This is a genomic window from Amycolatopsis iheyensis (assembly GCF_024703995.1).
GTDB classification, from domain to species: domain Bacteria; phylum Actinomycetota; class Actinomycetes; order Mycobacteriales; family Pseudonocardiaceae; genus Amycolatopsis; species Amycolatopsis iheyensis.
The window spans coordinates 414,156-426,676 of sequence record NZ_JAMXQV010000001.1 but is presented as its reverse complement, the minus strand read 5'-3'; the positions used below and the strand labels follow the sequence as shown (position 1 = coordinate 426,676).

Below are 12,521 nucleotides of genomic sequence, written 5' to 3'. Positions count from 1 at the left end.
GCCGATCCTTACACAGTGCGAGACTGCCCGGTGTGGGTGATGACTCGACGATTTCGCCGAAGGACCGCTTCCTGACCGTCTACGGCCGGAAGCCGGTGCTGGAGGCGCTGGCGGACGACGGCCTGCGCGTCGACAAGGTGATCCTGGCCGACACCGCCCGCGGCCCCGGCGCGACCGAGATCCAGCGCGCGGCGAAGGCCGCCGGCGTCCAGGTGCAGCGCGCGAGCGCCCATCGGGTCAAGGTGCTCGCCGGCAACGGCAAGCAGGACCAGGGCGTGCTCGCCGACGTCGTCGCGCCGCGGATGCGCTCGCTCGCCGCCGCGCTGGCCGACCGGCGGCCGCCGTCGCGGGTGCTGCTGCTCGACGGCATCACCACGCCCGCGAACGTCGGGATGATCCTGCGGACGGCGACGGCCGCCGGGCTCGACGGCGTGATCGTGCCGCGCCGGGGCGTCGCGGCGCTGGACCCGCTGGTGGTCAAGGCTTCGGCCGGGGTGGCGTTCCGCGCCCCGGTGCTGCGCTGCGGTTCGGCGCGCGAGGCCGCCGAGATGCTCACCGAGGCCGGCTACGGCCTGTACGCGCTGGGAGCGTCGGCGCGCACCACGGTGTTCGACGTCGACCTGCCGCAGCGCGCGGCGTTCGTGCTCGGGGGCGAAACGGCCGGCGTCGGCGCCGAAGTCGGCGAGCTCGTCACCGACTGGGTTTCCATTCCCATGCCGGGTGACGTCGAGTCGCTGAATGTCTCGGCCGCGGCGGCCGTCCTGTCGTTCGAACTGGTCCGCCGCGCGCGCTGAGGCGTTTCACGAGTCCGGGAACAACACGCCGAGTTCGGTGAGCGTCTCCTCGACCGACCGGTGGTGCACCCCGACCATGCCCGCTTCGACGGCGCCGCGGACGTTCGCGCCGGAGTCGTCGACGAACGCGCAGCGCGTGGCGGGCAGGCCGAGCCGGTCGGCCGCGATCCGGTAGACCTCGGGATCCGGCTTGGCGACGCCGACTTCACCGGAAAACACCAGCGCGTCGAAATAGTCGAACATGGTCTTCTTGATCTCGGCCGACGCCCCGGGAGCGTTGGACAGCAGCGCGGTGCGGACGCCTCGCTCACGCGCGGTCAGCAGGTAGTCGTACAACCGGCCGGCGTCCGGATCGGTGAGAACTCCGGCGAAATCGACCAGCAACCCTTTCAGCACCCCGCACACCATAGCCGTGGGGCCGACGCGGTGTCGCGCATGATCGGCCCTTAGCGCGGTGCCGCCGGAGAATCCAGGGTTTCGGCGGTTCTCCCCCTTATCGGGCGATTCCGGTCGCCTTTCGCGGCCGTTCCTCCCTCCAAGCGATGGCGACGGTGAAATGCCGCGCCCGGGAGGGGAGAAAATGACCGAGGAACACCGCTTGCGAACACTGAACCACTGCGAATCGGCCCGCCGGGCGGACCGGCAGGCGGCGCCGCCCACGCGGGAGGACCACCGGCTCGACACCCGGTGGCCGGCGCCGAGACACCTCGGGACGAGCGAAGTGGGCCGCCTGCTGAACATGCTGCTGGAGGCCTACGACGGCCGGCGTCCGGTGCCGCAGATCCGCGGTCTGGTGGCGCCGGAGGTCTACGCGGGACTCAGCGGGCCGCACCTGGCCCGGCCGCGCCACCGGACGCAGAGTGTCCACACGGGCACGCCGGCGCCGGACGTGATCGAGGCGTGCGCGCGCGTGGAGGCGGACGGCCGGTCGTTCGCGCTGGCGGCCCGGTTCACCCGGACCCCGGTGGGCTGGCAGTGCGTACGCTTCGCGCTCCTGAAGCCGCCTGAGCAGCGGTCTCAGCGGGCCGCGGCGTGACACGCGCCGACTCGACCCGGGCGCCGCCGCCTCAAGCGCCCCAATGTGGCGTTGGGTGCGCTGGACGCACCGAACGCCACATTGGGTGCGTTCGATGCACCCAACGCCACATTGGGTGCGCTCGATGCACCCAACGCCACATTGGGGCGCTCTTGGCCGGCCGTCGTGGGTGGCGGGTCAGGGGCGGCCGGTGGTGACCGGGAGGGTTGCCAGGCCGCGCAGGGTCGTTGTCGCGTTCCACTTCGGACCGGCCGTCAGCCGCAGCTCGGGAAGGCGGCGGGCCAGCTCTCGGAACACGATGCGGCCCTCCAGCCTCGCCAGGGGCGCGCCCAGGCAGAAGTGGATCCCCTGGCCGAACGCCAGGTGCCGGCCCGGGGTGCGGGCCGGGTCGAACGTCTCCGCGTCCGGGACCGCCGCCGGGTCGCGGTTGGCCGCTCCGATGAGGACGATCACCTGGCTGCCCGCCGGCACCGTCAGACCGCCGAGGGTCGTGTCGCGCAACGCCAGCCTCGCCGTCAGCTGGACCGGTGAGTCGTAGCGCAGCACCTCCTCGACCACGCCCTCGGGCGCCGCCGTGCCGAGGCCGCCGTGGCGGAGCAGTGCCAGGACGCCGTTGCCGATGAGGTTCGTCGTCGTCTCGTGGCCGGCGATCAGCAGGAGCGTCAGCGTCACCAGCAGCTCGCCCTCGCTGAGCGCGTCACCCGCGTCGGACACCGCGACCAGCGCCGACAGCAGGTCCTGCCCCGGCTCGCGCCGGCGCCGGTCCGCCAGCTCCCGGAAGTACGCGACGAACGACTGGCGCGCACGGACCGCCGGCTCGATCGTCTCCGGGCGCTGCAGGAACGGCGGGTCCAGCGCCCGCGCCATCGCGTGCGACCACTCCGCGAACCGCTCGCGGTCGTCGAGCGGCACCCCGAGCAGCTCGGCGATCACCTCCACCGGCAGTGGCTTCGCGAGCGCCGTCATCAGGTCGAACTCGCCGCGCGCACGCTCGATGAGCGACGCGGTCAGCTCCTCGATCCGCGGCGCGAGCTGCTCGACCATCCGCGGCGTGAACGCCTTCGCGACCAGCCGCCGCAGCCGCGTGTGGTCGGGCGGGTTGAGCGACAGGAACGCCCGGACCACGCGTCCCGACTCGTCGACCGGCTGGTCCGGGAGCCGGTCCGCCGGGTCCAGGTACTCCGGTTCGGCGTGCCCGAACGCCGGGTCGCGCAGCACCTGCGTCGCCTCGGCGAGACCGCTGACGGCGAACATCCCCTCGGCCAGCGCCGCGACCGGGAACCGCTCGCGCCACCGCCGGTAGTGCGGGTACGGGTCCGGCCGCCGCTCGGCGCCGAACAACGCGAAGAACTCCTGCGGATCCGCCTCGACCACGCTCACCGGTCGTCCCCCATCCCTGCACGGAAAAACGACGGGGCCGGGGCACCCGCGGAACCCCGCGCGCACCCCGGCCCCGGTTGCGTCAGCGACGCGGGCCCTTCTTGCCCTTCTTCTGGGCGTCGCGCTGCGCGGCCCGGCGGTCACGGCGGGTTCCCCCACCGGCACCGCCCGCGGCCTGCGCCCCGCCGTCGGCGTGGGACTCGACCTCGCCGTCCTCACCCGGGCCCGACAGCGTCACGCCCGGCTGCTGGCCACCGCCGCCGAGGCCCTTGCCGCGCAGTGCGGCCGGGACGGACTCGGTGTCGGTCGTCGGCGGCTGCGGCGGCGCCGGACGGGCGTGCCGGCCCTCCGCCTGGCCGTTGCCGTTGCCGTTGCCCGACGCGACGCCGGTGGGCAGCGCGGCGGCGGCTTCGGCGGGCGGCGCCTCGGCGCGCTCGACCTGCAGGTTGAACAGGAAGCCGACGGCCTCCTCCTTCAGCGAGTCGAGCATCGCGCGGAACATGTCGAAGCCCTCGCGCTGGTACTCGATCAGCGGGTCGCGCTGCGCGAGCGCCCGCATGCCGATGCCCTGCTTGAGGTAGTCCATCTCGTAGAGGTGCTCGCGCCACTTGCGGTCGAGGACCGTCAGCATCACCTGGTGCTCCAGGGTCCGCATGCCCTCCGGGCCGACGAGCGCGTTGATCTCGGCTTCGCGGTTGTCGTAGGCGTCGCGGGCGTCCTGCAGCAGCGCCTCGCGGAGGCCGTGCGCGTCGAGGTCGCCGTCTTCCATCAGCTCGTCCCAGTCGAGGCTGACCGGGTAGAGCTGCTTCAGCGCCGTCCAGAGCTTCTCGTGGTCCCAGTCCTCGGCGTAGCCGCTGGAGGTCGCACCGTCCACATAGGCGTTGACGACGTCCTTGAGCATGCCCTCGATCTGGTCGCGCAGGTTCTCGCCGGCGAGGACGCGGTGGCGCTCGGCGTAGATCACCTTGCGCTGCTCGTTCATGACCTCGTCGTACTTGAGGACGTCCTTGCGCTGCTCCATGTTGATCTGCTCGACCTGGGTCTGCGCGCTCTTGATGGCCTTGGAGACCATCTTGTGCTCGATCGGCACGTCGTCGGGCAGCCGCATGGTCGTCATGACGCGCTCGACCATGGTCGCGTTGAAGCGGCGCATGAGCTCGTCGCCGAGCGAGAGGTAGAAGCGGGACTCGCCCGGGTCGCCCTGACGACCGGACCGGCCGCGCAGCTGGTTGTCGATGCGGCGCGACTCGTGCCGCTCGGTGCCCAGCACGTACAGGCCGCCTGCCTCGCGGACCTCTTCGCCTTCGGCCTTCGACTCCGCCTTGACCTGCTCCAGGACCTCGGGCCACGCGGCCTCGTACTCCTCGGAGTGCTCGACCGGGTCCAGGCCGCGCTCGCGCAGCACCTGGTCGGCGATCAGGTCGGGGTTGCCGCCGAGCACGATGTCGGTACCGCGGCCGGCCATGTTCGTGGCGACCGTGACGGCGCCCTTCTGGCCGGCGCGCGCGACGATCAGCGCCTCGCGGTCGTGGTGCTTCGCGTTCAGCACCTCGTGCGGGACGCTCAGCTTCACCAGCAGCTTCGACAGCCGCTCGGACTTCTCGACGCTCGTCGTGCCGACCAGGACCGGCTGGCCCTTCTCGTGCCGCTCCGCGATGTCCTCGGCGACCGCCTCGTACTTGGCGTCCTCGGTCTTGTAGATCAGGTCCGCCTGGTCGACGCGGATCATCGGCCGGTTCGTCGGGATCGGCACCACACCCAGCTTGTAGGTCTGGTGGAACTCCGCGGCCTCGGTCTCGGCCGTACCGGTCATGCCGGACAGCTTCTCGTAGAGGCGGAAGTAGTTCTGCAGCGTGATCGTGGCCAGCGTCTGGTTCTCGGCCTTGATCTCGACCTTTTCCTTGGCCTCGATCGCCTGGTGCATGCCCTCGTTGTAGCGGCGGCCGACCAGGATGCGGCCGGTGAACTCGTCGACGATCATGACTTCGCCGTTGCGGACGATGTAGTCCTTGTCCTTGTGGAAGAGCTCCTGGACCTTCAGCGCGTTGTTCAGGTAGCCGACCAGCGGGGTGTTCGCCGCCTCGTAGAGGTTCTCGATGCCGAGCTGGTCCTCGACGAACCGGACGCCCTTCTCGGTGACGGCGACGGTGCGCTTCCGGACATCGACCTCGTAGTGGTACTTCGAGTTGATCAGGTTCGTCTTCTCGGTGCGCTCGCGCGACCCCATCGTGGTGGTGTCGATGCCGTTCATCAGCGGCGCGAGCCGGGCGAACTCGACGTACCAGCGCGAGGACTGGTCCGCCGGGCCCGAGATGATCAGCGGCGTCCGGGCCTCGTCGATGAGGATCGAGTCCACCTCGTCGACCACGGCGAAGTTGTGCCCGCGCTGCACGCAGTCGTCGAGGCTCCACGCCATGTTGTCGCGCAGGTAGTCGAAGCCGAACTCGTTGTTCGTGCCGTAGGTGATGTCGGCGTTGTACTGGGAGCGCCGCACGTCCGGCTGCTGCTCCGACAGGATGACGCCGACCTCGAGGCCGAGGAAGCGGTGGATGCGGCCCATCCACTCCGAGTCGCGCTTGGCGAGGTAGTCGTTCGTCGTGACGACGTGGACGCCCTTGCCGGGGATGGCGTTGAGGTAGGCCGGGAGGACGCAGGTGAGCGTCTTGCCCTCACCGGTCTTCATCTCGGCGACCTGGCCGAGGTGCAGCGCCGCGCCGCCCATCAGCTGGACGTCGAAGTGGCGCTGGCCGAGCACCCGCTTGGCCGCCTCCCGGACGACCGCGAAGGCCTCCGGCAGCAGTTCGTCCAGGGACTCGCCGTCGCCGTTCCGCTTGCGGAACTCCTCGGTCTTGGCCCGCAGCTCGGCGTCGGTCAGGTCCTTGACGTCGTCTTCGAGGGTGTTGATGTGATCGGCGATGTTGCGCAGCCGCTTCACCATCTTGCCCTCACCCGCGCGGAGCAGGCGGTTCAGCACCATCCGGTCGACCTCACTAGCTGATCATGAGTGCGCCCAGGCCGGTCCCGGGCAGGTTTTCCCGCGGCGGCCGCCGTGGTCGGCGCCACCGTCCCACCCCATCGTAGGGAACAGGGGCGCCGGTGTGCACACGCCGTACGTCCTGACATGCGGGTGGCCCGCACGCGAGCGCGTGCGGGCCACCCGTGAAGGCCTCCTTCAGTCCGGCTCAGCCGAGCCGGATCACGCCGTAGTCGAAGCCTTTCCGCCGGTAGACCACGCTGGGCCGGCCCGCGTCGGAGTCGTTGAAGAGGTAGAAATCGTGGCCGACCAGCTCCATCTCGTAGAGAGCCTGGTCCACCGTCATGGGCTCCGCGGTGTGCTGCTTCTCGCGAACGACGCGACCGGGCTGGTGACCCAGGTCGTCGTCGGCCCAGCTCTGCTGCTGGGGCAGGTGGATCTCTTCGGCACTCGCGAAGCCGTTCGTCTGCGGTTCGGCTTCGGGTGCGTCCAACACCGCGGTCTGCGCGGCGGGACTGGCCGCGGCCGGGGATCCGCCACCCGGCAGGGCCGAGGTCGCCTCGGCGACCGATTCCGGGCGACTGCGCCCGTAGTGCACACGCCTCCGGTCGTGCGTCCTCCGCAGCCGGTTTTCCAGCTTGGTGACTGCGGAATCAAGCGCTGCGTAGAAGTCGGCGGCACACGCTTCAGCGCGTACGGCCGGGCCCCGCCCCTTTCCGGTGATTTCGACGCGCTGGCAGCTCTTGGCCTGGCGTCGGTTGGGTTCGTGGAACAGTTCCACGTCGTACCGGATGACTTTCCTGTCGTAGCGCTCGAGCCGGGCCAGCTTCTCGCTGACAAGCGCCCGATAGTGGTCGGGCACCTCCACGTTGCGGCCCTTGACGACGATGTCCATACACGACCTCCCTCGCTTCGAAAACTGCGAGCTGTTGAGTTCACACACGGCGCCGGTATTGCGGGGACAGAAGCCCGGATCGCGGGCTGAGAAGGAACTCGGGTGCGGTTCACGACGTCTCGTGCCGGTGCCCGAGCGCGGACTCAGCGCACCTCCGGCGCCAGGGACATGGGCTCGTCACCTCCCTGCCTGCGGGGATTGCTGATTGCGGAGCACGTTAGCTTCCTCACGCCCGTTACAACAGCCCCCGAGCCGGGGGATGTCGGGGAATGAGACTCCGTCACCCCGCGCAGTGAGCGGGGGGTGAACACCAGAAAACACCCGCTGGTCGGACGCGGTGCACGCTGCGTGCTTTCACACGGACGGCGCATCGCCGACTGCTGGTGGACGCCGAGGGTGACGGCCCGGCCGCCCGCAGCCGCCACCCCGGTGGAGTGGTGTGGCGGCCGAGTGGTCGTGATCGACTCCCTCATGCCCGGACAACGGCCGCGAGGCCGCTCGCGTTCCCGGCTGACGTCACCCTTGTAGGTGACGTCGGGGTCACCCGGGTGCGAGTCGTGTGGTCGGGGGCCTTTCTTCCTTCGGGTTGGTGCTGGTGGGGCGGGTTGGGCTCCGGGGTGTGGGCGGGTTTCTTGTGGCTGGTTGGTTTCGGGGCTTGGTTTGGTTTCTCGGGGTGGATTTCGGGTGGCCGCTGGGTGCGGGTGGGCTCGGTGCCTTGGCCGCGGTCGTGCTTGGTGGCTCGACCGGGTGAAGTGGTTCCCGCGGAGTGGGCCTCGGGCGGCGGGTGGGTGCGGCTGGGCCTCGCGTGGCCGCTGGGCGCGGGTGGGCTCGGCACCCAGGCCGCGGCCGCGCTGGTGGCTCGACCAGGTGAAGTGGTTCCCGAAGGGCGCTTGGCGCTGACTTGGCCAACTGGTCTCGCGGGCCACGGGGCGCTTGGCGAACTGGTTCCCACAGGCCGCCGCGTCGTGCCTTGCCGAGGCCACGTCAGCCGGCCGTGAGGAGGGTCAGCACCGCCGCCACCTCGACTCCCTCCGCCCCCAAGGCGTGTACGCAAGCCGCTGCCGTGGCTCCGGTGGTGATCACGTCGTCCACGACCACCACCGGGATTCCCGGGGGTGGGCGGCCGGCCGGTCTGAAGCGGAGCCGGCCGGCCAGGTTGGCCGCCCGTTGCGCTCGGTCGAGGCCGACCGCGTCGCGGGCTCCGCCGGCCAGCTCCAAGGCCGGGGCCACCGCCACTTCGAACCCTCGCTCGGCCAGCACTTTCGCCGCTTCCCTGGCCAGGCGTTCGACGTGCGGCCCACCGCGCACCCGCGCCGCCGACGGACGGCTCGGGGCCGGCACCAGGCACATCGCCCGGACCGGACTGGCCGCGCGGCCGGGGACACCCGCGCGAACCGGAGTGCACTCGCGGACTGGAGAGCGGACCGGGGAGGCGCGCTCACCCACCGAAGCGCCAGGGCACGCAAGGGGCGCGAAGTGCGCCGAGGCAACCGGGGCACCGGGCGATCGCCTCGGGAAGGCGGGCTCACCGGCCGAAGCGCCCAAGCCGGCAGGAATCGTGGGCCGCACCGCAACACCACCACACCCCGCGGAACCGGTTCCCCGCAACGGCAACACAGCCAACGCCCCGGCCAAGGCCCGCCCGAGCGAAGGCGCCAGATCCCGCCGCCCGCGCTCCTTGTACGCGATCAACAACCGCCGCCCCACCCCGCGGTACCGGGCCAGCGCGAACACCCGCACCAGCCCCGCCGTCGGCAGCCGGACCACCTCCGCCGCCGAGCCCCACACCCCTTCGCAACCCGCGCAGCACGGCGCCCCGCGCGCCCCGCAGGCCGCGCAGCGACTGGGTACCAGCAAATCGAGCAGTCTCTTCAGCACACGGACAGTGTCACCACCGGCACCGACAGTTTCGAACGTCCGGACGTCACCCGGAAGCGTGAAACCTCAGCCCGGGTAGAACGGATCCGCGTCCTGCATGGAGTGCGGCAACGGACGCCAGACCTCGCCCAGCACCGAAGCCGTCCAGAGGCCGCTCGCGTCCGCCACCACGATCGGACGGCCCGGGGCCGCCGTCACGCCGTGGACCTTCGGGGTCAGGTTGGAGCTGTTGAACGCGTCCAGGCGCTGGCCGTCGACCAGGACCCTCACCACCGGCTGGGACGGCGACGACGTCACCGCCACCAGGGTGTCCTGCGTGATCCAGTCCACGTCGGCCACGTCCGTGACGTCGTGGGGCTGGAGGTGACGGGGCTCGCGCAGGGCCACCGAATCACCGGTGCCGACCACCGACGCCACCCACAGCTCGCCGTCGATCACCGCCGCCACCCGGGCGCCGTCCCGCGAAAAGCGCAGCTCCGTGATGCCGCCCTGCTGGACCAGGTCCGTCGCGTTGACCGTCAACGCCGTCCACTGGCCGTTGGGGTTCAGCACCATCCGGCCCACCGTCAGGTGGTCGGCCACCGTCCACACCTCGCCGGTGCCCGGGCGCCACGTCGGGCGGCTCAACGTCGTTCCGCCCAGGTTGACCAGCGGCAGGTCGTGCCCGAGGTCGCCGATGCGCAGGCGGACCTTGCCGCCGTCGCGCTCCACCACCGCCAGGCGCTTGCCGTCGATCGACTGGGCCGCGCTCACCACGTCGTACTCGCCGCTGCCCGCCGGGCCCGGGACCGGCGCGCCGTCGCCGAGGGAACGCACCCGGCCGCCGACCGTCATCAACCCCAGCAGGTCCAGGCTCGGCGACAGCGTCGCGCCGTACGCGGGCAGCTCGTTCGACCGCCAGTCCGGGTGGTTCGGCACCAGCGCCGCGCCGTCGGCGAGGATCCGGATCCGTGCCGATGTCACGTACTGCAGCGTGAGGACGATTTGCGCGGCGATCAGCTTCCGGGTGTCGTCGGGCACCCCGGACACCCCGGTCAGCGGCACCACCAGCGTGCCGTCGTCGAGGCTCTTGACGTTCGTGTCGATCTCGACCGGCTCGCCGAGCAGGTTCTTCACCGACCCCGCCAGGCTCGTCGACGGCCCGTTGACCAGCAGGTCCATCACCCGGCTCGGCAGCCCGGACTGCGGCTTCGCGATCACGTAGCGCCGGTCGGGGACGAACGTCGCCGACGTCTCCGAGTAGAAGCTGACCGGCACCGCGGTGTAGTTCTCGCTGAAGTCGGACTCGGTCGCGTACAGGTCGGCGGGCGGGTCGACGATCCGCCACTGACCGCCCGCCTGCTTGCGCACCTTCACCTTGAGCAGCGCGGAGCTGTAGTCCGGCACGAACGCGTTGCTCTGGTCCAGCGTGCCGATGTCGATCCCGCGCACGTTGACGACCAGCGTGTTCGGGTCCGGCTGCGGATCGGTGTCGTAGACCGTGCCGAAGGTGTCCTGGATGATCGTCAGGCTGCGGCTGGGCCGCCACCCCGCCCGGCTCTGGTCGTCGAGGTAGGCGCGCGCCGCCGCGTTGCCCTGGCCCGGCTTCAGCGTCGCGCCGATGAAGCCGCGGACCAACGTCAGCGGGTCGATGTCCTTGGCCGGCTCGGGGACGACGTCGCCCGAGCCCTGGCCCTGGCGTTCGCCGGAGACGACGACGGGCTGGGATTCCAGCGGCACGTTCGCGCACCCGGCCACCAGAACCAGGCACAACAAAGCAAGCGCAAGCCGTTTCAACCGGGGCTTCGCCCCGGGCCGGGGGCTCCGCCACCCGGACCCCCGAAAAGCCTGTTCGTTCACTGCCCGATTTCCTCACGTTCGGCGAAGATCGCCTCCGGCGCCGGCGTGATCTCGATCAGGCCGAGCGGCACCTCGGTCTGCGCGCGGTCGGGCGGCGGCAGCACCAGCGGCGGGTCGCCGGCCGACACTTCCTGGCGGCGCGGCAGGACGAGCCGGAAGCAGGCGCCGTAGCCCGGTTCGCCCCACGCGTCGAGCTCGCCGCCGTGCAGGCGGGCGTCCTCCTGGCTGATCGCCAGGCCGAGCCCGGTGCCGCCGGTGCGCCGGTTGCGCGACGGGTCGGCGCGCCAGAACCGGTTGAACACCAGGTCGGCCTCGCCGGGCCGCAGGCCGACGCCGTGGTCCCGGACGGTCACCGCGACCGCGGTCTCGTTGGCCCCGACGGTGAGCACCACCGGCTTGCCCTCGCTGTGGTCGACGGCGTTGCCGAGCAGGTTCCGCAGGATCCGTTCGACGCGCCGGGCGTCGACCTCGGCGATGACCTCCTCGTCGGGCAGCACCAGCTCCACCGAGCTGCCCGCGTTGCCGGCGATCACCCGCACCTGCTCGACCGCGCGGGTGGCGATCGGGCGGACGTCGATGAACTCCGCGGCCAGCTCCTCGACACCGGCGTCGAGCCGGCTGATCTCCAGCAGGTCGCCGAGCAGCGACTCGAACCGGTCGAGCTCGTCGACCAGCAGCTCGGTCGAGCGCGCGAGGCCGGCCGGGAACTGCTCGCGCGACGCGTGCAGCACGTCCGCGGCCATCCGCACGGTGGTCAGCGGCGTGCGCAGCTCGTGCGAGACGTCGGAGGTGAACCGGCGCTGCAGCCCGCCGAACTCCTCGAGCTGGCGGATCTGACGCTGGATGCTGGCGGCCATCCCGTTGTAGGACACCGCGAGCTTCGACAGGTCGTCCTCGCCGAGCACGGCCAGGCGCTGGTCGAGGTCGCCGCCGGCGAACTGCTCGGCGGCCGCGGCGGCCTGCCGGACCGGCCGCACCACCTGCCGGGTCACCAGGTTCGTGATGCCCGCCAGCAGGAGCAGCAGCACGAGCCCGCCGACGAGCAGCGTGTTCTGCACGGTCGCGACGGTGTTCTGCTCGGTCGTCAGCGGGAACAGCAGGTACAGCTGCAGCGGGCTGGCGACGGTGTTGAGCGGCGTGCCGACGATCAGGTACGTCGTGCGCCCGCCGCCGTCGTCGGGGACGGTGTGCTCGAGGAAGCTCATCTCGTTGGCTTCGACGAACTGGCGCAGCCGCGGCGGCACGTCCTGGAACGGGCCGGCCGACGAAGGTTTGTCACCGGACTGGTCGTGCCCGCCGCTGGCGAGCACCGGGATGAACGTGCCGGCCGCCGAACCGGCCGCTTCCTGGCTGGTCGGCGTGATCGCGATCTTCTTGAGCGCGTTCGCGAGCCGGTTGGTCAGCGCCTCGTCGGTCTCGGCGCCGAGACCGACCAGCTCACCGGCCGCCGTCTCCGCGGCCGCGCGGGTCTGCGCGATGGCGGCCTCGCGCTTGGTGTCCAGCAGCCGCTCGGTGATCTGGTTCTGCAGCACCATGCCCAGCACGAAGACCACGGCCGAGGACAGCGCGAGCGTCGACACCGTCACGCGGAACTGCAGGGAGTGCTTCCACAGCTCGTTGAACGCGACCGCGCGCCGGCGCGCGAAAACGACGACACGCCGCACCAGGCGTGCCGTCGTACGCGCGAACGCGGGGATCCGTCTGCCGGGATCCGTGGTCATCGAA

At 71.4% G+C, this 12,521-nt stretch carries 8 protein-coding genes and 1 pseudogene; 2 read left to right on the top strand and 7 right to left on the bottom strand.

The window, feature by feature from the left end:
• Window positions 1–32 precede the first annotated feature (32 nt).
• Window positions 33–794, top strand: coding sequence for a TrmH family RNA methyltransferase (locus M8542_RS02125; RefSeq protein WP_257918232.1), 762 nt, complete (start codon window positions 33–35; stop codon window positions 792–794).
• 6 nt (window positions 795–800) lie between these two features.
• Here the strand turns inward: M8542_RS02125 and M8542_RS02120 are convergent, their stop codons facing one another.
• Window positions 801–1,175: an HAD-IA family hydrolase gene (locus tag M8542_RS02120; RefSeq protein ID WP_257918567.1), complete on the bottom strand. Its 375-nt coding sequence runs from the start codon at window positions 1,173–1,175 to the stop codon at window positions 801–803.
• A gap of 199 nt (window positions 1,176–1,374) precedes the next feature.
• On the opposite strand from M8542_RS02120, the gene M8542_RS02115 reads away from it, so the two are divergent.
• Window positions 1,375–1,830, top strand: a complete 456-nt coding sequence (locus M8542_RS02115) for an Rv3235 family protein (RefSeq protein WP_257918231.1) — start codon at window positions 1,375–1,377, stop codon at window positions 1,828–1,830.
• Window positions 1,831–2,007: 177 nt separating this feature from the next.
• Here the strand turns inward: M8542_RS02115 and M8542_RS02110 are convergent, their stop codons facing one another.
• From M8542_RS02110 to mtrB, 6 genes and pseudogenes are all read right to left on the bottom strand, one after another.
• Window positions 2,008–3,210, bottom strand: coding sequence for a cytochrome P450 (locus M8542_RS02110; protein ID WP_257918230.1), 1,203 nt, complete (start codon window positions 3,208–3,210; stop codon window positions 2,008–2,010).
• A gap of 424 nt (window positions 3,211–3,634) precedes the next feature.
• Window positions 3,635–6,187 (bottom strand): annotated as a pseudogene (secA, locus tag M8542_RS02105) (preprotein translocase subunit SecA); the annotation flags it as partial.
• Window positions 6,188–6,392: 205 nt separating this feature from the next.
• The gene (gene hpf / locus M8542_RS02100; RefSeq protein ID WP_257918228.1) at window positions 6,393–7,079 is read right to left on the bottom strand and encodes a ribosome hibernation-promoting factor, HPF/YfiA family; all 687 of its coding nucleotides are present in this window, start codon (window positions 7,077–7,079) and stop codon (window positions 6,393–6,395) included.
• Between the two features lie 984 nt (window positions 7,080–8,063).
• Complete coding sequence (locus M8542_RS50555) at window positions 8,064–8,429, bottom strand: ComF family protein (protein WP_372508457.1); 366 nt, start codon at window positions 8,427–8,429, stop codon at window positions 8,064–8,066.
• 594 nt (window positions 8,430–9,023) lie between these two features.
• Window positions 9,024–10,733 (bottom strand): LpqB family beta-propeller domain-containing protein, encoded by a 1,710-nt coding sequence (locus tag M8542_RS02090; protein ID WP_276585760.1) that lies wholly within the window; start codon window positions 10,731–10,733, stop codon window positions 9,024–9,026.
• A 59-nt stretch (window positions 10,734–10,792) separates the two neighbouring features.
• Window positions 10,793–12,517, bottom strand: a complete 1,725-nt coding sequence (gene mtrB / locus M8542_RS02085) for an MtrAB system histidine kinase MtrB (RefSeq protein WP_257918226.1) — start codon at window positions 12,515–12,517, stop codon at window positions 10,793–10,795.
• Window positions 12,518–12,521 lie beyond the last annotated feature (4 nt).